The 19,779-nt window shown below is 57.6% G+C and carries 20 protein-coding genes; 10 read left to right on the top strand and 10 right to left on the bottom strand.

Going from position 1 to position 19,779, the window contains the following annotated elements:
- Positions 1 to 310: 310 nt before the first annotated feature.
- The 3 genes from S7A_RS08510 (at position 311) to S7A_RS08500 (ending at position 4,056) form a co-directional block, all read left to right on the top strand.
- The gene (locus tag S7A_RS08510) at positions 311 to 1,189 is read left to right on the top strand and encodes a MurR/RpiR family transcriptional regulator (RefSeq protein WP_009089743.1); all 879 of its coding nucleotides are present in this window, start codon (positions 311 to 313) and stop codon (positions 1,187 to 1,189) included.
- A 107-nt stretch (positions 1,190 to 1,296) separates the two neighbouring features.
- Positions 1,297 to 2,739, top strand: coding sequence for a pyruvate kinase (gene pyk / locus S7A_RS08505; RefSeq protein ID WP_009089741.1), 1,443 nt, complete (start codon positions 1,297 to 1,299; stop codon positions 2,737 to 2,739).
- 84 nt (positions 2,740 to 2,823) lie between these two features.
- On the top strand, positions 2,824 to 4,056 hold the full coding sequence (locus tag S7A_RS08500) for an MFS transporter (protein ID WP_009089739.1): 1,233 nt from the start codon (positions 2,824 to 2,826) through the stop codon (positions 4,054 to 4,056).
- A gap of 27 nt (positions 4,057 to 4,083) precedes the next feature.
- Here S7A_RS08500 and lpxM read toward each other — a convergent pair whose 3' ends face one another.
- The 3 genes from lpxM to znuA form a co-directional block, all read right to left on the bottom strand.
- Positions 4,084 to 5,025, bottom strand: a complete 942-nt coding sequence (gene lpxM, locus S7A_RS08495) for a lauroyl-Kdo(2)-lipid IV(A) myristoyltransferase (protein WP_033736210.1) — start codon at positions 5,023 to 5,025, stop codon at positions 4,084 to 4,086.
- A gap of 156 nt (positions 5,026 to 5,181) precedes the next feature.
- Positions 5,182 to 6,513: a murein DD-endopeptidase MepM gene (gene mepM / locus S7A_RS08490; protein WP_009089735.1), complete on the bottom strand. Its 1,332-nt coding sequence runs from the start codon at positions 6,511 to 6,513 to the stop codon at positions 5,182 to 5,184.
- 13 nt (positions 6,514 to 6,526) lie between these two features.
- Positions 6,527 to 7,474 (bottom strand): zinc ABC transporter substrate-binding protein ZnuA, encoded by a 948-nt coding sequence (gene znuA / locus S7A_RS08485; RefSeq protein ID WP_009089734.1) that lies wholly within the window; start codon positions 7,472 to 7,474, stop codon positions 6,527 to 6,529.
- A 77-nt stretch (positions 7,475 to 7,551) separates the two neighbouring features.
- Between znuA and znuC the strand changes: the two genes are divergently transcribed.
- Together znuC and znuB are read left to right on the top strand one after the other, a co-directional pair.
- The gene (gene znuC / locus S7A_RS08480; protein ID WP_009089732.1) at positions 7,552 to 8,307 is read left to right on the top strand and encodes a zinc ABC transporter ATP-binding protein ZnuC; all 756 of its coding nucleotides are present in this window, start codon (positions 7,552 to 7,554) and stop codon (positions 8,305 to 8,307) included.
- On the top strand, positions 8,304 to 9,089 hold the full coding sequence (znuB, locus tag S7A_RS08475) for a zinc ABC transporter permease subunit ZnuB (RefSeq protein ID WP_009089730.1): 786 nt from the start codon (positions 8,304 to 8,306) through the stop codon (positions 9,087 to 9,089). Before znuC ends, znuB begins: the two co-directional genes overlap by 4 nt.
- Here the strand turns inward: znuB and ruvB are convergent.
- From ruvB to aspS, 6 genes are all read right to left on the bottom strand, one after another.
- Entirely contained in the window at positions 9,086 to 10,090 is a 1,005-nt protein-coding gene (gene ruvB, locus S7A_RS08470) for a Holliday junction branch migration DNA helicase RuvB (protein ID WP_009089728.1), read from the bottom strand. The genes znuB and ruvB overlap by 4 nt on opposite strands.
- 8 nt (positions 10,091 to 10,098) lie before the next feature.
- On the bottom strand, positions 10,099 to 10,713 hold the full coding sequence (ruvA, locus tag S7A_RS08465) for a Holliday junction branch migration protein RuvA (protein WP_009089727.1): 615 nt from the start codon (positions 10,711 to 10,713) through the stop codon (positions 10,099 to 10,101).
- A gap of 95 nt (positions 10,714 to 10,808) precedes the next feature.
- Complete coding sequence (gene ruvC / locus S7A_RS08460; protein ID WP_009089725.1) at positions 10,809 to 11,336, bottom strand: crossover junction endodeoxyribonuclease RuvC; 528 nt, start codon at positions 11,334 to 11,336, stop codon at positions 10,809 to 10,811.
- Between the two features lie 37 nt (positions 11,337 to 11,373).
- Positions 11,374 to 12,117 (bottom strand): YebC/PmpR family DNA-binding transcriptional regulator, encoded by a 744-nt coding sequence (locus S7A_RS08455; RefSeq protein WP_009089723.1) that lies wholly within the window; start codon positions 12,115 to 12,117, stop codon positions 11,374 to 11,376.
- A gap of 278 nt (positions 12,118 to 12,395) precedes the next feature.
- Positions 12,396 to 12,827 carry a dihydroneopterin triphosphate diphosphatase gene (nudB, locus tag S7A_RS08450; protein ID WP_009089721.1) on the bottom strand — a complete coding sequence of 144 codons (432 nt, stop codon included), beginning with the start codon at positions 12,825 to 12,827 and terminating at the stop codon, positions 12,396 to 12,398.
- A complete protein-coding gene (gene aspS / locus S7A_RS08445) occupies positions 12,827 to 14,605 on the bottom strand; it encodes an aspartate--tRNA ligase (RefSeq protein WP_009089718.1) in 1,779 nt (592 codons plus the stop codon). Before aspS ends, nudB begins: the two co-directional genes overlap by 1 nt.
- A 211-nt stretch (positions 14,606 to 14,816) precedes the next feature.
- Between aspS and S7A_RS08440 the strand changes: the two genes are divergently transcribed.
- From S7A_RS08440 to cmoB, 4 genes are all read left to right on the top strand, one after another.
- Positions 14,817 to 15,638, top strand: a complete 822-nt coding sequence (locus tag S7A_RS08440; protein WP_009089716.1) for a DUF72 domain-containing protein — start codon at positions 14,817 to 14,819, stop codon at positions 15,636 to 15,638.
- A gap of 70 nt (positions 15,639 to 15,708) precedes the next feature.
- A complete protein-coding gene (locus S7A_RS08435) occupies positions 15,709 to 16,104 on the top strand; it encodes an MAPEG family protein (protein WP_009089714.1) in 396 nt (131 codons plus the stop codon).
- Positions 16,105 to 16,185: 81 nt separating this feature from the next.
- Positions 16,186 to 16,914, top strand: a complete 729-nt coding sequence (cmoA, locus tag S7A_RS08430) for a carboxy-S-adenosyl-L-methionine synthase CmoA (protein ID WP_009089712.1) — start codon at positions 16,186 to 16,188, stop codon at positions 16,912 to 16,914.
- A complete protein-coding gene (gene cmoB / locus S7A_RS08425) occupies positions 16,911 to 17,879 on the top strand; it encodes a tRNA 5-methoxyuridine(34)/uridine 5-oxyacetic acid(34) synthase CmoB (RefSeq protein WP_009089710.1) in 969 nt (322 codons plus the stop codon). Before cmoA ends, cmoB begins: the two co-directional genes overlap by 4 nt.
- Before the next feature lie 4 nt (positions 17,880 to 17,883).
- On the opposite strand, the gene S7A_RS08420 is transcribed toward cmoB, so the two are convergent.
- Entirely contained in the window at positions 17,884 to 18,507 is a 624-nt protein-coding gene (locus S7A_RS08420; RefSeq protein ID WP_009089708.1) for a LysE family translocator, read from the bottom strand.
- Positions 18,508 to 18,652: 145 nt separating this feature from the next.
- Here S7A_RS08420 and S7A_RS08415 point away from each other — a divergent pair, with 145 nt between their 5' ends.
- Positions 18,653 to 19,750, top strand: coding sequence for a glycerol dehydrogenase (locus S7A_RS08415; protein ID WP_009089706.1), 1,098 nt, complete (start codon positions 18,653 to 18,655; stop codon positions 19,748 to 19,750).
- Positions 19,751 to 19,779: the final 29 nt, after the last annotated feature.

The raw sequence follows: 19,779 nt of genomic DNA, 5'->3' as shown, positions 1-19,779 counted from the left end.
TCCAGGTTATTATTTTCTTTCCGCACAATGTACTTTTTTCCCTGCGCCAGGTAAACCGACTCGCCGGGCTAACCGCATTAACTCTGTACCGGATAAGCAAAACCGGTGTGATGACGCGTGCGGATTGTCGGTTTTTTCTGTATCCGGGGGTGTCAGTGAAATTTGCCCGGGGTCAAAGTATCCCAAAAAAAATGCAAATCGGCTTGTCCGTCACTGCGCCCGCCCCCCGCTGACGCGATATAGTCTCTGTTAATCAGCTCTGACGACAGGGATTTCTGAAATTGCTAAAAATGATAATGGTCATCGGCTTATGAACATGCTGGAAAAAATTGAGGTGCAGCTCGTTTCGCTGAGTAAAGCGGAACAGAAAGTCGCCCGGCAGATTCTGGCGGCGCCGCAGGCGGCGATGCACGCCAGCATTGCCACTCTGGCACGCGAAGCCTGCGTCAGTGAGCCTACGGTAAACCGCTTCTGCCACCGTTTAGGCGCACGCGGTTTTCCCGACTTTAAACTGCAGCTGGCGCAAAGCCTGGTACAGAGCAGCAACTGGGTGAGCCGGGGTGTGGAGGAGGATGACAGCGTGGAGAACTACAGCCACAAAATCTTTGACTCCGCGCTGGCAGGTCTGCAGCGGGTTCGGGATCAGCTGGAGAGTTCGCGGCTGCAGCAGGCGGTCACTCAGCTTGCGCAGGCCGATAAAGTCGCCTTTTTCGGTCTGGGCGCCTCCGCCGTGGTGGCCCATGACGCCTTTACCAAATTCCTGCGCTTTAATATTCCTGTCATCTGGTCTGACGATATTGTGATCCAGCGCATGAGTTGCATAAATAGTCGAGCCGGTGACGTTTTTGTTCTCATTTCACATACTGGGCGCACAAAAAATATGGTAGAACTGGCTCGCCTGGCCCGTGTAAACGGTTCCACCGTTATTGCCATCACCTCTCCCGATTCACCCCTTGCCGATGAAGCCGCCATCGCTTTAGTGCTTGATGTCCCGGAAGATACTGATGTCTATTTGCCGATGGTATCGCGCCTGGCGCAGTTGACCGTGATCGATGTGTTAGCGACCGGCTTTACCCTTGAACGGGGTGCGCCGTTCCGCGAAAACCTGAAGCGCGTGAAAGAAGCGCTGAAAGCGTCGCGTTACGAAAAGCAGTCTCCAGGGAAAGAGGATGCACCGCAAAAAAATTAACATCACATTTACAATGTGAGTCGTATCACACGCTGTCGATCATATAGAATAGATAACCATGCTGTGTCCACTGATCCGGACACGCTTAAATGTTTACGGAGTCCCCGATGTCAAGACGTCTCAGAAGAACCAAAATCGTTACTACCCTCGGTCCGGCCACCGATCGCGACAATAATCTTGAAAAAATCATCGCGGCGGGCGCGAACGTTGTACGACTCAATTTCTCTCACGGCACGCCAGAAGATCACCAGCTTCGTGCGGATAAAGTGCGTGAGATAGCCGCTAAACTGGGCCGCCACGTTGCGATCCTTGGCGACCTCCAGGGGCCAAAAATTCGTGTTTCGACTTTTAAAGAAGGCAAAGTTTTCCTGAATATCGGCGACCGCTTCCTGCTGGATGCCACCCTGGGTAAAGGCGAAGGCGACAAAGAGCGGGTGGGCATCGACTATAAAGGCCTGCCGGAAGATGTGGTGCCAGGCGATATCCTGCTGCTGGATGATGGCCGCGTGCAGCTCAAAGTGCTGGAAGTTCAGGGCATGAAAGTCTTTACCGAAGTCACCGTGGGTGGCCCGCTGTCGAACAATAAAGGCATCAACAAGCTGGGCGGCGGCCTGTCGGCGGAAGCCCTGACTGAAAAAGATAAGGCGGACATTATTACCGCCGCCAGAATCAAGGTCGATTATCTGGCCGTCTCCTTCCCGCGCTGTGGCGAGGATATGAACCTGGCGCGTCGTCTGGCGCGTGAAGCGGGTTGTGATGCCCGTCTGGTCGCGAAGGTGGAGCGTGCTGAGGCGGTCGCCAGCCAGGAAGCGATGGATGACATCATTCTCGCCTCTGACGTGGTGATGGTAGCCCGTGGCGACCTGGGCGTCGAAATTGGCGACCCGGAACTGGTCGGCATTCAGAAGGCGTTGATTCGCCGCGCCCGCCAGCTTAACCGCACCATCATCACCGCGACACAGATGATGGAGTCGATGATCACCAATCCGATGCCGACCCGTGCCGAAGTTATGGACGTGGCGAACGCCGTACTGGATGGCACCGACGCCGTGATGCTCTCCGCGGAGACCGCCGCAGGCCAGTATCCGGCTGAAACCGTCTCGGCGATGGCGAAAGTCTGCCTGGGCGCGGAAAAAATCCCGAGCGTTAACGTCTCCAAACACCGTCTGGACGTGCAGTTCGATAACATCGAAGAAGCGATTGCGATGTCATCCATGTACGCCGCGAACCATCTGCAGGGCGTTACCGCGATCATCACCATGACCGAGTCGGGCCGTACGCCGCTGATGACCTCGCGCATCACCTCAGGCCTGCCGATTTTTGCCATGTCACGCCATGAGCGCACGCTGAACCTCACCGCGCTCTATCGCGGCGTCACCCCGGTCTACTTCGACAGCAACAACGACGGTGTGGCTGCGGCACACGATGCCGTCAATCTGCTGCGTGACAAAGGTTTCCTGGTATCAGGCGATCTGGTCATCGTGACGCAGGGTGATGTGATGGGTGCCACCGGCACGACCAATACCAGCCGCGTGCTGCGCGTGGATTAATTAAGCCCGGATTGACATTGTCAGTGTAGAATCAGTAACGCGACTGCCAGCCAGTCGCGTTTTCTTTTCTGACAAGGAGGCCAGATGGCCCGTTTTCACCCCATCAGCCAGCTGACCGGCCGGATTCTGCTTTTCCCTCTGGCATTAGTGCTGTTTGAGTTTGCCACCTATATTGCTCACGACATGATCCAGCCGGGCATGCTGATCGTCACCAGCGAATTTGCTGTCGGCCCGGAGTGGGTCTCCACCTCACTGACCGCCTACCTGATTGGCGGCGTGGTACTGCAATGGCTGCTTGGCCCGCTCTCCGATAAGTTTGGCCGCCGCCCGGTGATGCTTGCCGGCATCCTGTTTTTTGCCATCGCCTGTATCCTGACCAACTGGGTCAGCTCCATTGAGGAATTTGTCAGCCTGCGCTTTGTTCAGGGCATCAGCCTCTGCTTTATTGGCGCAGTGGGTTATGCCGCGATTCAGGAAGCCTTTGATGAGGCGCTGGCGGTGCGCATGATGGCGCTGATGGCCAACGTGGCGCTGCTGGCTCCCCTGGCCGGCCCGCTGGCCGGTGCTGCCTGGCTGACCGTCGGCAGCTGGCGCAGCATGTTCTGGCTGTTTGCCGCCTGCAGCCTGGTGGCGTTCGCGGTGCTGTGGCGGGTCATGCCCGAAACCGCGGGCGACCGCAGTCACTCTATCGCCCTGCCCAGTCTGGCGCGCAACTATGGCCGGCTGATGAAGGATCGGCTGGTGATGTCCGGTTCTTTTGCCATCGGCATGGTCTTTATCCCGATCCTCACCTGGGTTGCCCTCTCGCCGGTGATCCTGATGCATGACGAAGGCCTGTCGCGGATGCAGTATGCCCTGCTGCAGCTTCCGGTCTTTTTGGCGATGATCGCCGGTAACCTGACGCTGAGTAAGCTGGCGGGACGCGTGCCGATTGAGCAGCCTGTGAAGTTTGCTGCCTGGCCGATTCTGATCGGTCTGAGCCTGGCGCTGGTGGCGAGCCTGCTGAACAGCCATGGCTATCTGCTGATTACGGCCGGTCTCAGCCTCTACGCTTTTGGTGCAGGCATGGTGAACGCCGGGCTCTACCGCCTGACGCTGTACGCCAGCAATGAGGGTAAAGGCAGCGTGGCGGCGATGCTGGGGATGATCAGTATTCTGACGCTGGCGGTGGGGATTGAGCTGGCGAAGAGTGGCTACTTCAGCGGTGGCACACTCTGGTTCTGCCTGATCAACTTTATCAGTGGCGTGCTGTGGTTTGGTCTGGTGATCCTGTTTATGCGCGAGCGAAAGCGTCGCAGCAAACTCGAAGCGTTATAAAAAAAGGCCGCTTGCGCGGCCTTCAGACTATTTGCGTGGATAGAGCTCTTTGCGCGAGTAGGGTTCGATGTCACCCTCTTTGCGGGTCTTCAGCAGCTTGAGGATCCACGTGTACTGCTCGGGATGCGGGCGGACAAAAATTTCCACCTCTTCATTCATCCGGCGAGCCAGCTGATGATCATCCGCTTCGAGCAGATCATCCATCGGCGGACGCACATAGATTTCAAGAATATGCCGCTCACTGTTATAGACCGGGAACAGCGGCACCACGCGGGCCCGACACACTTTCATCAGCCGCCCGACTGCGGGCAGCGTTGCTTTGTAGGTCGCGAAGAAGTCAACAAACTCGCTGTGCTCGGCGCCATGGTCCTGATCGGGCAGATAGTAGCCCCAGTAGCCCTGGCGCACCGAACTGATAAACGGCTTAATGCCATCATTTCGGGCATGCATCCGGCCACCGAAACGACGACGCGCGGTGTTCCAGGCATAATCGAGCAGCGGATCGCTCTGATTATGGAACATCGCCGCCATCTTCTGCCCTTCTGACGCCAGCAGCATGGCCGGAATATCCACCGCCCAGCCGTGGGGTACCAGAAAAATCACATTCTCCTGCGCGGCTTTCATCTGGTCGATAATTTCACGACCATGCCATTCGACACGCTGACGAATGCGGGCCGGATCGCGCAGCACCAGCTCGGTCATCATCGTCATCGCCTGCGGTGCAGTCGCAAACATTTCGTCCACCAGCGTGGCGCGTTGCGCTTCGCTGAGTTCCGGCAGGCAGTAATAGAGGTTAATCAGCGCACGACGACGCGCACCTTTTGCCAGCTTACCGGCGAACCGGCCTAAGCGGCTTAATAGCGGATCGCGCACTTTTGGCGGTAAATAAGCCAGACCGGCCAGTGCGCCAATCGCCAGCCAGCTGCCCCAGTATTTCGGTTTGAGAAAAGATCGTTCAAAAACGGGAATGAATTCAGTGTTATTTTTTTACGGGTTTCCATGCACTCGCCTCAAGCAATGACCGGCTAATGATAGTGGCGGCAAACAAATTTGCAATCATCACGGTCCGGATAACAAAAAACCGACGGGGAAACCGTCGGTTTTTGTGCAACCTGATGAAAATCGCTACTTAAGGCCCAGCTGCGGCAGCCAGGATTTCATCTGCGCCAGATACTCGCTGCGCTCTTTACCGGTCAGGCCTTCCATGCGCGGCAGTTTCGCCGTTAATGGATTGACCGCCTGATTATTGATCCAGATTTCAAAATGCAGGTGCGGCCCGGTTGAACGTCCGGTATTACCGGACAAGCCGATACGGTCACCGCGCTTCACTTTCTGACCCGGCTTCACCAGCACTTTCTTCATGTGCATATAACGCGTCATATACTGACGGCCATGACGAATGGCAACATAGTTACCGGCGGCACCGCCATTTTTCGCCACGACGATCTCGCCATCTCCGACAGCCAGTACCGGCGTGCCGATCGGCAGTGCAAAGTCGACGCCCTTGTGCGGCGCAATACGCCCCGTCACAGGGTTCAGACGGCGCGGATTAAAGTTAGAGGAGACACGATACTGCTTAACCGTCGGGAAGCGCATAAAGCCGCGCGCCAGGCCGGAGCCGCTGCGATCGTAGAACTTGCCATCTTCGGCACGGAACGCGTAATAGTCTTTGCCCCCGCTGCGCAGGCGCACGCCCAGCAACTGGCTCTGTGCACTTTTACCGTCCAGCATTTCGCGCGACATGAGAACGCTGAACTGATCACCGGCACGCAGCTTGCGGAAGTCCATCTGCCACTGCATCGCTTTGATGACGGCGCTTGCTTCAGCGCCGCTCAGTCCGGCCCGCATGGCACTGGCAGCAAAACTGCCACGCACTTCGCCCTGCATGACACTGTTGCGCCATTCGCCCTTCTGCATCTCCGCTTCCATCTTGAAGCCACCCTTCGGGGTGCGCTCATAGGTGCGGGTTTCACGACGGGAGATTTCCCAGCTCAGGGTTTTCAGACCGCCATCATCATCCAGCGTCCAGCTCAGCTGCTGACCCACCTGCAGATTTCGCAGATCGCGGTCGCTCACCACCAGCGCATTGATGTCAGCGATATCGATGCCATACTGATTCAGGGCGCTGCTCAGCGTATCGCCGGAAGAGACGGTGTAGTCATGCACGCCTGCCGTATCCGGCACGTCGGTGTCGACATCGTCTGCAGGCAGCTCTTCGTCCGGTTCCGGTGTGCTCTGATCGATAGGCTCACTGGCTTCTGGCAGCAGCGTACGAAGTTCACTTTTGTCCAGCTCGATCGTTTTGACGATAGGCGTCACGTCATCGGTGGGATGGTAAACATAAGGCCGCCAGACAGCGACGGCCAGAGTGACTACAGTTAAAGAACCCAGCATTACGCGGTGGGGGCGCGGCAAATTATTAAATGCGAGGGCGACAGAGCGGGCTATCTGCTGCACTTTTACCTATTCCTCATGCTCCTTTCAGGCAGCTTTCATACTGGCCCGACAGCTGTGAGAGGAATTTCACATAGCTGTCTTTTGCCAGACTGATGTCTGTCCCCAGCGGGTCGAGCGTGCCTTTATGCACCTGCGTTCCGCGGGCAACAGCATCGATGACTGCTGGCCTGAATTGTGGCTCAGCAAAGACGCAGACCGCCTTTTGCTCAACCAACTGTGTTCGTATCTGGTGTAAACGCTGTGCGCCCGGCTGAATTTCAGGATTAACGGTAAAATGCCCGGCAGGCGAGAGACCGTAGTGCTTTTCAAAGTACGTGTAAGCGTCGTGAAAAACGAAATATCCTTTATTTCTGACCGGAGCAAGTTGTGCGCTAACGCGTTTGTCCGTGTCTGCCAACGCTACCTCAAACTGCTGGAGGTTGGCGTCAAGTTTGGCTTTATCTTGCGGCATAAGTTCCAATAATTTTCCATGGATTGCAACCGCGGTCTTGCGCGCGATCTCTGGCGACAACCACAGGTGCATATTAAACTCACCGTGATGATGGTGATGTGCATCGGCATCCTGTTCTTCAGAATTTTCCGCTGCGTGTTCATCTTCATCTTCACCGCCGCTAATCAATAACGGTTTTACGCCGTCGATGTCGACCATAGCGAGATTTTTTTTGGCCGGAAGTTCAGATGCAGACTTCGCCATAAACGCTTCCATTTCAGGGCCAACCCAGACGACTAAGTCCGCGTTTTTTAAGCGTTTTGCATCAGAGGGGCGCAGGGCATAATCGTGTTCAGAGGCACCATCTGGCAGCAGAACATCAACCGGGGTAACACCATCGGCAATGGCTGCGGCGATAAAACCGACCGGTTTTAATGAGGCGACGACGTTGGCCTCTGCAGGAAGGGTTAACGAAGCTGAAACAGCGAAGGCCGATAAGGCGAAAATTGCGCCTTTTTTATTATGTAACATATTGCGTCATTCCATCGTGACCATGAAGTGGAATGTGATATTATAACATTCGAAATTCTGTGCAACCTGTAAATACTATGACCTCACTTGTCACACTTGATAACGTTTCGATAAAATTTAACCAGCGCAACGTCTTATCGGGCGTCAGCCTGGCGTTGCAGCCTGGCCGTATTCTCACCCTGCTCGGGCCTAACGGCGCCGGTAAGTCTACGCTCGTCCGTGTGGTGCTGGGTTTGCTCGCCCCCACCAGCGGGACGGTTCAGCGCCATGCCGATCTGCGTATTGGCTATGTGCCACAGAAACTGCATATCGATCCGACGCTGCCGGTGACCGTCGAACGTTTTATGCGTCTGACCCGCGGCAGTAAACAGGCGGAGATCCTCCCCGCCCTGAAACGCGTGCAGGCGGGCCACTTACTTAATGCGCCGCTGCAGAAACTCTCGGGCGGTGAAACGCAGCGTGTGCTGCTGGCGCGCGCCCTGCTCAACCAGCCTCAGCTGCTGGTGCTGGACGAGCCGACGCAGGGGGTGGATGTCAACGGTCAGGTCGCCCTCTATGATCTGATCAATCAGCTGCGCGTTGAACTGAACTGCGGCGTGATGATGGTCTCTCACGACCTCCACCTGGTGATGGCTAAAACTGATGAAGTGCTCTGCCTGAATCACCACATCTGCTGTTCCGGTACCCCCGAAGCGGTGTCACAGCATCCCGAATTTATCGCCATGTTTGGTCCGCGCGGTGCGCAGGAGCTGGCGATCTACCGTCACCATCATAATCACCGTCACGACCTTCAGGGACGTATCGTTTTACGCAAAGGACAGAGTTCATCATGATTGAGTTGTTATTACCGGGCTGGATAGGCGGCGTGATGTTAGCGCTGGCTGCCGGCCCGCTGGGTTCGTTTGTCGTCTGGCGCAAGATGTCCTACTTCGGTGACACTCTGGCACACGCCTCCCTGCTCGGCGTCGCGTTTGGCCTGCTGTTTAACGTTAATCCTTACTATGCGGTCATTCTGGTGACGGTCTGCCTGGCGCTGGGTCTGGTCTGGCTGGAACGGCGCCCCCATCTGGCGATCGACACGCTGCTGGGGATCATGGCGCACAGCGCGCTGTCACTGGGTCTGGTGGTCGTCAGCCTGATGAAGAATGTGCGCGTCGATCTGATGGCCTATCTGTTCGGCGATCTGCTGGCGGTGACGCCAGACGATCTCTGGATGATGGGCGGTGGCGTGGTGGTTGTGCTGCTGGTGATGGCATGGCAGTGGCGATCGCTGCTGTCGATGACCATCAGCCCGGAGCTGGCGCAGGTGGATGGCGTCAATATTCAGCGCACCCGGCTGATCCTGATGCTGATCACCGCACTGACCATCGGTGTCGCGATGAAGTTCGTGGGGGCGCTGATTATCACGTCGCTGCTGATCATACCGGCGGCGACCGCCCGGCGTTTTGTTCGTTCGCCGGAAGGCATGGCAGCCGTCGCGGTGGTGATCGGGGTCATCGCTGTGACCGGCGGGCTGACCTTTTCCGCGTTCTATGATACGCCAGCCGGCCCGTCAGTGGTGCTGTGCGCCGCCATCCTGTTTATCTTCAGCATGGTGCGCAAGCCCGCCGTTTAATCTTCGCGCGTGATGCCGAAGTGACGATAAGCATGCTGCGTGGCGAGACGGCCACGCGGTGTGCGCTGAATGAAGCCCTGCTGAATCAGGAAGGGTTCAATCACATCTTCGATGGTTTCGCGCTCTTCACCGATGGCCGCCGCCAGGTTGTCCAGTCCGACCGGCCCACCCATAAACTTATCGATAATGGCCAGCAGCAGCTTGCGGTCCATATAGTCGAAGCCTTCACTGTCCACATTGAGCATATCAAGCGCACTGCAGGAGACTTCACCGCTCATCTCACCGTTGGCCCGGACTTCGGCGAAGTCACGAACCCGGCGCAGCAGACGGTTGGCGATACGCGGCGTGCCGCGGGCGCGGCGGGCGATCTCTAACGCACCGTCGTCACTCAGCGCCAGACCGAGACAGGCGGCGCTGCGGCCCACGATGTGCTGCAGATCCTTAACCTGATAGAACTCCAGCCGCTGCACAATGCCAAAGCGGTCGCGCAGTGGCGAGGTCAGTGAGCCGGCACGGGTAGTAGCACCAATCAGGGTAAACGGCGGCAGGTCGAGCTTAATCGAACGCGCTGCCGGGCCTTCACCAATCATGATATCCAGCTGATAATCTTCCATCGCCGGATAGAGTACCTCTTCCACGACCGGCGAGAGGCGGTGGATTTCATCAATGAACAGCACGTCGTGCGGCTCAAGGTTGGTCAGCATCGCCGCCAGATCCCCGGCTTTTTCCAGTACCGGGCCCGAGGTGGTGCGCAGGTTAACGCCCATCTCATTAGCGACGATGTTCGCCAGGGTGGTTTTACCCAGCCCCGGCGGACCGAAGATCAGCAGATGATCAAGCGCATCACCGCGCAGCTGCGCGGCCTTGATGAAAATCTCCATCTGCTCACGCACCTGTGGCTGTCCGACATACTCATTCAGCAGCTTTGGCCGGATGGCGCGATCGATAATCTCTTCTTCGTTAACGCTGGCAGCGGAGACCAGACGGTCGGCTTCTATCATCACTTACCTCAAATGGCGGCGCGTAGCGCTTCGCGGATCAGGGTTTCACAATCCGCATCCGGTCGACCGACTTTACTGATCATACGGCTCGCTTCCTGCGGTTTATAACCCAGTGATACCAGCGCTGCAACCGCTTCCGCTTCCGCATCGTTGGTATCCGCTTCCGGCCCTGGCGTGGTGAGTGTAAAGGCTGAATCACCGCCAAACAGGTCGCCGTGCATCCCTTTAAAGCGGTCCTTCATCTCCACCACCAGACGCTCGGCGGTCTTTTTACCCACGCCGGGCAGTTTCACCAGCGACGCGATCTCCTCTTTTTCCACCGCGGTCACAAACTGCTGCGCCGACATGCCGGAGAGGATCGCCAGCGCCAGTTTTGGCCCGACGCCATTCACTTTGATGAGTTCGCGGAACAGCGTGCGCTCCTGCTTGCTGTTAAAACCAAACAGCAGCTGGGCATCTTCGCGCACCACAAAGTGGGTAAAAATCACCGCTTCATGCTGAAGTTCAGGCAGCTCATAAAAACAGGTCATAGGCATGTAAATTTCATAGCCGACGCCGTGTGCCTCAAGCAGCACCAGTGGCGGCTGCTTTTCCAGAATGTTGCCCCGTAAACGACCTATCACCTGAATGCTTCCTTAACTTACGAATGTGGCGGATTTTATAACATAAAAAAGGCTGGATGAATATCCAGCCTGAGAGTGAGACGGTGCCGCGGCCGTTAACCGGATCGCAATCGTCCGCGCGTGAGTACCAGCTTGCTGTCACTCATCCGCGTCGCATTCTGTGCCACGTGACAGTGCGTAATCGCAATGGCCAGGGCATCAGCGGCATCCGCCTGCGGGTTTGCCGGTAACTTCAGCAGGGTCCGCACCATGTGCTGCACCTGGCTTTTTTCGGCGCTGCCGATCCCAACCACCGTCTGCTTAACCTGACGGGCGGCATATTCAAACACCGGCAGGTCGTGGTTGACCGCTGCAACAATCGCCGCACCGCGAGCCTGACCCAGCTTCAGCGCCGAGTCAGCATTCTTTGCCATAAACACCTGTTCAATGGCGAAGTAGTCGGGTGCGAACTGCGTGATGATTTCGCAGACGCCCGCATAAATCAGCTTCAGGCGGGCGGGAAGCTCGGCGGTGTTGGTGCGGATACAGCCGCTGCCCAGGTAGGTGAGCTGGCGGCCAGTCTGACGAATAACCCCATAACCGGTGATGCGTGAGCCGGGATCGATACCCAGGATAATCGACATTACGCCTCTCCGGTTGAAGCGGTGATGGTCAGCGCCATTACAGCGTTTCCGCCACCTCGTCGGAGATTTCACCGTTGTGATAAACCTCCTGCACATCGTCGCAGTCTTCCAGCATGTCGATCAGACGCAGCAGTTTCGGTGCGGTTTCCGCATCCATTTCCGCTTTGGTGGTCGGGATCATCGAGACTTCTGCGGTATCCGCTTTCAGGCCGACGGCTTCCAGTGCATCACGCACGCTGCCCATCTCTTCCCATGCGGTGAAGACATCAATCGCGCCATCGTCGTAGCTGACCACGTCTTCAGCACCCGCTTCCAGCGCCGCTTCCATGACCGCATCTTCATCCTGGCCTGGCGCATAGGAGATGACGCCTTTTTTGTTAAACAGGTAGGCCACGGAGCCGTCAGTTCCCAGGTTGCCGCCGGTTTTGGTGAAGGCGTGACGCACTTCGCCAACGGTACGGTTGCGGTTGTCACTGAGGCATTCAATCATAATGGCGGAGCCACCCGGACCGTAACCTTCATAGATGATGGTTTCCATGTTGGCGTTGTCATCGCCGCCCACACCGCGCGCGATGGCGCGATCCATGGTGTCACGCGTCATGTTGTTAGACAGCGCTTTATCCATCGCCGCACGCAGACGGGGGTTAGACCCCGGATCGCCGCCGCCCAGCTTGGCTGCCGTCACCAGTTCACGAATGATTTTGGTGAAGATTTTGCCGCGCTTCGCGTCCTGCGCCGCCTTACGGTGTTTGGTGTTAGCCCACTTACTGTGTCCTGCCATTTTCTCTTCTCTCCGATCTTTTACAGGGTGCGGGCGATCTGGCTGCGATCCTGTCCTCCGGCGTAGCTCAGACAGGTCGTAACCTGTCAGCCCGTGACGGGCGAGCCTGCGCGTCATCCTCGCGGTCAACCTGCCGCGGGTGCCCTCTTGCTGGCGGGGAACATTGTCGCGGCGGCGATGACGCCCGACTGTTTAATAGTGTGGTGTCGTTGTGTTAACACTCACCCGATTCAACTTATCATCTCTCCGTCGCCGGAATAGCGTGCGGCGACAGGTTTTCAGGCGAACTCTTCGATTGCCTGGCGGTTACTCCATGAACGGGTCAATGCTGCCGCCTCCGCCGCTGTCAGCCAGCGAAAGGCCAGATGCTCGGTCAGCCTCACATCGCGCTCCGCTGGCAGTTGCAGGCGAAACCAGTGCTCGTGATTATGGGTGACATCCGGTGCATAGCGATGGCGGAAATGGGGAAAGATTTCAAAGTCGATTTGACGCTGACAATCTTCCATCTCCAGACGCTCCGCCAGCACATCAATACCGACCTCTTCTTTCACTTCGCGACAGGCGGTCGCCAGCGGAGACTCACCCGGCTCCAGGCTGCCGGTGACCGACTGCCAGAACGCGGGATCGTCACGCCGCTGCAGCATCAACACCCGGCCATTATCACGCGCCGAAATCACTACCAGCACTGAAACCGGGTGTTTATAGCCCATTATTTATTCTCGAGCTTTTCTTTTTTAACCACCTGAATGCCCAGCTCCAGCAGGGAAGCCGGGTTCGCTTCGCTTGGCGCTTCGGTCATCATACAGGCGGCAGCCGTGGTTTTCGGGAAGGCGATTACGTCACGGATGTTGTCGGTGCCGGTCAGCAGCATGGTCAGACGGTCCAGACCAAACGCCAGGCCCGCATGCGGCGGCGTACCGAACTTCAGCGCGTCCAGCAGGAAGCCAAACTTCTCACGCTGCTCGTGCTCTTCAATACCCAGAATGCTGAACACCGTCTGCTGCATGTTGCCGTTGTGGATACGCACAGAACCGCCGCCCACTTCGTAACCGTTGATCACCATGTCGTAGGCGTTCGCCACGGCACGGGTCGGATCGGCCGCCAGCTCTTCGGCGCTCATCTCTTTTGGCGCCGTGAACGGATGGTGCATCGCGGCCAGACCGCCCTCTTCGTCCTCTTCGAACATCGGGAAATCGATTACCCACAGCGGTGCCCAGGCGTTCTCGTCGGTGAGGTTCAGCTCGCGACCTACCTTCAGGCGCAGGGCACCCAGTGCGTCAGCCACTACTTTAGCGCGGTCAGCACCAAAGAAGATGATGTCGCCATCCTGCGCGCCGGTACGGCTCAGGATGCCCTCAACGATCTCCGCGTTCAGGAATTTGGCAACCGGGCTCTGCACGCCCTCCAGTCCATCGGCACGAACATTGACCTTCATCCACGCCAGGCCTTTCGCGCCGTAAATCTCGACAAACTTGCCATACTCATCAATCTGCTTACGGCTCAGCTGTGCACCGGTCGGCACGCGCAGCGCGGCGACGCGGCCTTTTTCATCGTTGGCCGGGCCAGAGAAGACCTGGAATTCGACGTTTTTCAGCAGGTCGCCTACGTCCACCAGCTCCATCGGGTTACGCAGGTCCGGCTTGTCGGAGCCGTAGCGGTGCATCGCTTCCGCAAAGGTCATCTGCGGGAACTCACCGAGATCCACACCCTTGACGTCCAGCCACAGGTTGCGAATCAGACGCTCCATGGTTTCACGCACCTGTGGCGCGGTCATGAACGAGGTTTCAACATCGATCTGGGTAAATTCAGGCTGACGATCGGCACGTAAATCTTCATCGCGGAAGCATTTCACGATCTGATAGTAGCGGTCAAAACCGGACATCATCAGCAGCTGTTTGAACAGCTGCGGTGACTGCGGCAGCGCATAGAATTTCCCTTTGTGAACCCGGCTTGGCACCAGATAGTCACGCGCACCTTCCGGTGTCGCTTTGGTCAGCATCGGGGTTTCAATATCCAGGAAGCCTTCGTCATCCATAAAGCGACGCACAAAGCTGGTGATGCGGGCGCGGGTTTTCAGACGAGCCACCATCTCCGGGCGACGCAGATCCAGATAGCGATACTTCAGGCGCGCTTCTTCGCTGTTGGTCTGATTAGAGTCCAGCGGCAGGGGTTCAGAGCGGTTGATGATGGTCAGTTCCTGGGCGAACACTTCCACTTCACCGGTCGCCATGTCGCTGTTTTTGTTCTTCTCATCACGCGCACGCACGGTACCAGTAATCTGGATGCAGAATTCGTTACGCAGTTCAGAAGCCAGCTTAAACGCGTCCTGACGATCGGGATCGAAGAACACCTGTACGATGCCTTCACGGTCGCGCATGTCGATAAAAATCAGACTGCCCAGATCGCGACGGCGGTTTACCCAGCCGCAAAGCGTGACTTGCTGACCCACATGAGACAGATTGAGCTGTCCGCAATATTCTGTACGCATAACACTATCCTTTTAACTTCGCCGCTGCAGCTGACAGCATCCGGCCGCGTTACCTGATGCGATGCTGTCGCAAAAATGGCGGCCATTATAATGGAAAAAGCCAGGCAGGATAAACATATCCGCGCCAAAGCACCGATTTCCTCTGTGCATTTGCCCCCCTGCCTGAGCCTGACAGATAATAGGGTATCTTAACCGGCCGCGAGGAGCGCGCGTGACACTGCGTATTGGCCTGCCCCAGTGGCAGCACTCACACTGGAAACGCTGGGGCATTGAAAGCCTGGCGGACTATGCCCGCTATTTCCATTGTGTGGAGGGAAACACCACGCTGTATGCGCTGCCAAATGCTGAAACGGTGATGCGCTGGCGCGACATGACGCATGAGGCATTTCGCTTCTGCTTTAAGTTTCCCAACACCATCAGCCATCAGGCGGCGCTGCAGCACAGCGACGATCTGCTGACCGATTTTCTGCGCCTGATGGAGCCGCTGGCCGATCGCATCGGTCAGTACTGGCTGCAGCTGCCGGCCAGCTTCTCCCCGCCGCAGCTCGATGACCTGTGGCGTTTTCTCGACAGCCTGCCACGCCGTTTTCACTACGGGGTGGAGGTGCGCCATCCCGCGTTCTTTGCCAAAGGCGAGGCGGAGCGGGCGCTGAACCGTGGCCTGCTGGCACGCGGCATCAATCGCGTGATGCTCGACAGCCGTCCGGTGCATGCTTCCACCTCACAGAGTCCGGCCGCGCTGGCCGCCCGCGCGCAGAAGCCGCGGGTGCCGCCCCACGCGCTGCGCACCGGATCACAGCCGATGGTGCGCTTTATCGGCAGCGACAGCGTGGAAGAGAGTGTGCCGCTGTTTCAGATCTGGCGCAGCAAACTGGCCGAGTGGCAGCAGCAGGGTGACGCCATGCTGTTTCTGCACACGCCCGATATGGGCCAGGTTTTTCCACTGGTGCAGGCGCTGTGGCCGCAGCTGCAACAGATCGATCCGGCCATCGGTGACGGGCCAGACTGGCCGCAGCAGGCATCACTGTTTTAAACGCCATACGGGACAGCGTGCCGAACGCTGGATAGAATAGCCCCTCTTCTGAATGCGTACCGGAGTGACAATGATAAGCGCGTTATACGTGGTACTGGGTGCCTTACTGATCATGAAATTCACGCTGGACGTCGTGCGTTTCCGCCGTTTTTATCGCGTGGCGTATGGCGACGGCGGCTATCACGACCTGAAAATGGCGATTCGCATTCACGGTAACGCCATCGAAACCATCCCTTTGGCGCTGCTGCTGCTGGTCGTGATGGAGATGAACGGCGCGGATATCTGGATGGTGCATCTCACCGCGCTGCTGTTTTTCATCGGCCGCTTTCTGCACGCCTGGGGATTACGCAACAGCGCAATGACCGGTCGCAAATATGGCATGATGCTGACGCTCTTTTCCCTCTGCGGCATGGTTATTTTTAACCTGATCTATCTCCCCTGGGATCTGGTGCTGTCGCTCCATTAAGCGGGGCGGGGTTAAGGGGTGCAGCCTGCCCCACTTTCTGCCAGAATAGCGCCCTTTCCGTCGTCTCTTCGGATTTTCGATATGTCTGACCGCGATCAACTCTTCTCAGCGCCCATTGCAAAACTGGGCGACTGGACTTTTGACGAGCGCGTGGCTGAAGTCTTTCCTGACATGATTCAGCGCTCGGTGCCTGGCTACTCCAACATCATTTCGATGATTGGCATGCTGGCAGAACGTTTTGTTACCCCGCAGAGCCGGGTGTATGACCTGGGCTGCTCACTGGGCGCAGCCACCCTGTCGGTGCGCCGCAATATTCATGTGCCGGGTTGTGAGATCATCGCGGTGGATAACTCGCCCGCGATGGTGGAACGCTGCCGTCGTCATCTGGATGCCTTCCGCGCCGATACGCCGGTGACGGTGCTGGAAGCGGATATCCGCGATATTGAGATTGAGAACGCCTCGCTGGTGGTGCTCAACTTCACGTTACAGTTTCTTGAGCCGCCTGCACGGCTGGCGCTGCTGACGAAAATCTGGCAGGGACTGAAACCGGGTGGCGCGCTGGTGCTGTCTGAGAAGTTCAGTTTTGAAGATGCGGAAGTTGGTGAGCTGTTATTTAACATGCATCACGACTTCAAGCGCGCCAACGGATACAGCGAACTGGAAATCAGCCAGAAGCGCAGCATGCTGGAAAACGTGATGCTGACCGACAGCGTAGAAGCCCACAAAGCCCGCCTGAAGCAGGCTGGTTTCCCGCACGCCGAACTCTGGTTCCAGTGCTTTAATTTTGGTTCACTGGTGGCGTTGAAATGATCGACTTTGGCCGTTTTTATCAGCATATTGCGGTAGGCCCGCTGGCGAAGTGGCTGGAAGTATTACCGGCTCAAATCAGCGAATGGCAGCGGGAAAACCTGCACGGTCACTTCCGCGACTGGTACAAGTCGCTGGAGTATCTGCCGCTGCTCGCGCCCCAGAAGCTGGACCTGCTGCACAGCGTCACCGCCGACCGTGATGACATCAGCGATCGCCATCGTCAGGGCATTGAAAAATTACTGCGTAACCTGATGCCGTGGCGCAAAGGGCCTTACTCCCTCTATGGCACGCACATCAACACCGAGTGGCGATCTGACTGGAAGTGGGAGCGCGTATTGCCGCACATCTCCCCCCTGGCGGGCCGCACCGTGCTTGATGTGGGCTGTGGCAGCGGCTATCACATGTGGCGCATGATCGGTGCCGGTGCACATCTGGTGGTCGGCATCGATCCGATGCAGCTCTTTCTGGTGCAGTTTGAAGCCGTGCGCAAGCTGCTCAATGACGATCGCCGGGCGCACATGCTGCCGCTGGGGATCGAGCAGTTACCGGCACTGCAGGCGTTTGATACCGTCTTCTCTATGGGCGTGCTCTATCATCGTCGCTCCCCGCTGGATCACCTGTTACAGCTCAAGAACCAGCTGGTCAGCGGCGGCGAACTGGTGCTGGAAACGCTGGTGATTGAGGGCGATGTCAATCAGGTTCTGGTGCCCGGCGAGCGCTATGCCCAGATGCGCAACGTCTTCTTTATTCCGTCAGCCGAGGCCCTGAAGAGCTGGCTGGAAAAAAGCGGGTTTGTGGATGTGCGGATCGTTGATTTTGCCCGCACCACCACGGAAGAGCAGCGCCGGACCGACTGGATGACCAGCGAATCCCTGGCAGAGTTTCTCGACCCCGATGACGCCAGCAAAACGATTGAGGGCTACCCCGCGCCCCTGCGTGCCGTGCTGGTCGCCACCAAACCCTGACGTCTCAGCGGCGGGACAAGGCCAGTTTCGCCGCAAATCCAATAAACACGCAGCCGGTCAAACGATCCATCACCTTCAGCACCGCAGGTTTTTGCAGATGACCGGCGAAAAAGTGGCTGCCGCCAATCAGCACCGCATTCCAGACCAGCCCCAGCAGCATGTGAGCCAGCGCCATCAGGCTGCACCAGAGCGGCACTGACGCTCCGGCCGGAATGAACTGAGGCAGAAAGGTGACGTAAAAGACCCCCACTTTTGGATTCAGCAGGTTGCCCATCAATCCCCGACTGAAGCAGGCCAGATAGCCCTGCTGCCGAACCGCGGGCTGAGCTACAGCAGGCGACTGCTGGCGCGGGGTGACCAGCAACCGAATGCCCAGATAGCAGAGCCAGGCCGCGCCGAGCCATTTCAGCAGGTTATAGGCAATCTCAGACGCCATCAGCAGCGCCCCCAGCCCCAGCCCGACGGCGATCCCCCAGAGCAGACAACCCAGCGTCACACCCAGCGCTGTCGCCCAGGCGCGCTGCCAGCCCTGCGCAATGGCCGTTCGCAGCACCAGCGCGGTGTCAAACCCAGGCGTGAGCGTCAGAATGGTTATCGCAAACAGAAATGAAAAGAGCGTGGCGCTCATAATGATTCTCCGTTGTTTCTCCCGGTAAGGGGGGTTCAGGCAGCTTAACAGCCCTGACAGCGTAATGCGCGGGATCAGCTGCCACCCCGGGCGGATTGTGCCAGGCTGGATCGGGTCGGGCTATTCATATTAAGGAGACGTGATTATGAGTAAATTTATTTTTTCATCACCCCGTAAATATGTGCAGGGCGCAGGTGTACTGGACGAGCTGGGAACGTTGCTGACTGAACTGGGCGATCAGGCTTTTCTGGTGGCGGATGAGGTTGTCTGGAAGCTGATTGGTGAACGGACGCAACAGACGTTGCAGTCCGCGGGAGTGAAATTCAGCTGGCAGCAATTTAACGGCGAGGCCTCCAGCAATGAGATCACCCGTCTCAGTGCGCTGGCGAAGCGCCAGGGTTGTAACGTGATTGTCGGGCTGGGCGGCGGCAAAACGCTGGACACGGTTAAGGCGGTAGCGGACGAACTTCAGCAGCCGGTAGCCATCGTGCCGACCATTGCCTCTACCGATGCCCCCTGCAGCGCCCTGTCGGTCATCTACTCTGACAGTGGCGTATTTGAGAGCTATCGCTTCTACAGCAAAAACCCTGATTTGGTGCTGGTGGATACGGCTGTCTGCGCCAGTGCGCCTGCGCGACTCTTTGCCTCTGGCATTGCCGATGGGCTGGCCACCTGGGTTGAAGCGCAGGCCGTGGCGCGTTCCCATGCGAAATCCATGGTCAACGGCGATCCGACCCTTGCCGGACTGGCGATTGCCCGTGCCTGCGAAGAAACACTGCTCAAGTGGGGTTACAGCGCCTATATCGCCGTGAGCGAAAAACGGGTTACACCCGCCGTGGAAGCGGTGGTTGAGGCGAATACGCTGCTCTCAGGACTGGGCTTTGAAAACGGCGGGCTGGCAGCCGCTCACGCCATTCACAATGGTTTTACCGCCATTGATGGTGAAATTCATCATCTGACCCACGGCGAAAAAGTTGCCTATGGCACACTGACGCAGATGGTGCTGGAGCAGCGTCCGGACGAGGAAATTGCGCGCTACATCCGTTTCTATCGCTCTATCAACATGCCGACCACGCTCCGCGAGATGCATCTTGAAAATGAAAGCTGGGAGAATCTGGTGAAAGTGGGCGCTCTGGCCAACAGTGAGGGGGATACGCTGAAAAACCTGAATCCTCATCTGTCACCGGAAGATATTGCCAACGCCCTGCTGGCGCTGGATGCCTTTAGTCAGACAGTGAAATAAGCCGCCAACGGGCGATGATCCGATCGCCC

Source organism: Pantoea sp. Sc1 (genome assembly GCF_000255315.1).
GTDB classification, from domain to species: domain Bacteria; phylum Pseudomonadota; class Gammaproteobacteria; order Enterobacterales; family Enterobacteriaceae; genus Pantoea; species Pantoea anthophila.
This window is presented reverse-complemented; position numbering and strand designations above follow the sequence as displayed.

Excerpts from the sequence above, each read along its gene's own strand:
- S7A_RS08510 (WP_009089743.1), top strand. The coding sequence starts at position 311 with ATGAACATGCTGGAAAAAATTGAGGTGCAGCTCGTTTCGCTGAGTAAA.
- pyk (WP_009089741.1), top strand. The coding sequence starts at position 1,297 with ATGTCAAGACGTCTCAGAAGAACCAAAATCGTTACTACCCTCGGTCCG.
- S7A_RS08500 (WP_009089739.1), top strand. The coding sequence starts at position 2,824 with ATGGCCCGTTTTCACCCCATCAGCCAGCTGACCGGCCGGATTCTGCTT.
- znuA (WP_009089734.1), bottom strand. The coding sequence starts at position 7,474 with ATGTTACATAATAAAAAAGGCGCAATTTTCGCCTTATCGGCCTTCGCT.
- znuC (WP_009089732.1), top strand. The coding sequence starts at position 7,552 with ATGACCTCACTTGTCACACTTGATAACGTTTCGATAAAATTTAACCAG.
- znuB (WP_009089730.1), top strand. The coding sequence starts at position 8,304 with ATGATTGAGTTGTTATTACCGGGCTGGATAGGCGGCGTGATGTTAGCG.
- ruvB (WP_009089728.1), bottom strand. The coding sequence starts at position 10,090 with ATGATAGAAGCCGACCGTCTGGTCTCCGCTGCCAGCGTTAACGAAGAA.
- ruvC (WP_009089725.1), bottom strand. The coding sequence starts at position 11,336 with ATGTCGATTATCCTGGGTATCGATCCCGGCTCACGCATCACCGGTTAT.
- S7A_RS08455 (WP_009089723.1), bottom strand. The coding sequence starts at position 12,117 with ATGGCAGGACACAGTAAGTGGGCTAACACCAAACACCGTAAGGCGGCG.
- nudB (WP_009089721.1), bottom strand. The coding sequence starts at position 12,827 with ATGGGCTATAAACACCCGGTTTCAGTGCTGGTAGTGATTTCGGCGCGT.
- aspS (WP_009089718.1), bottom strand. The coding sequence starts at position 14,605 with ATGCGTACAGAATATTGCGGACAGCTCAATCTGTCTCATGTGGGTCAG.
- S7A_RS08435 (WP_009089714.1), top strand. The coding sequence starts at position 15,709 with ATGATAAGCGCGTTATACGTGGTACTGGGTGCCTTACTGATCATGAAA.
- cmoA (WP_009089712.1), top strand. The coding sequence starts at position 16,186 with ATGTCTGACCGCGATCAACTCTTCTCAGCGCCCATTGCAAAACTGGGC.
- cmoB (WP_009089710.1), top strand. The coding sequence starts at position 16,911 with ATGATCGACTTTGGCCGTTTTTATCAGCATATTGCGGTAGGCCCGCTG.
- S7A_RS08420 (WP_009089708.1), bottom strand. The coding sequence starts at position 18,507 with ATGAGCGCCACGCTCTTTTCATTTCTGTTTGCGATAACCATTCTGACG.
- S7A_RS08415 (WP_009089706.1), top strand. The coding sequence starts at position 18,653 with ATGAGTAAATTTATTTTTTCATCACCCCGTAAATATGTGCAGGGCGCA.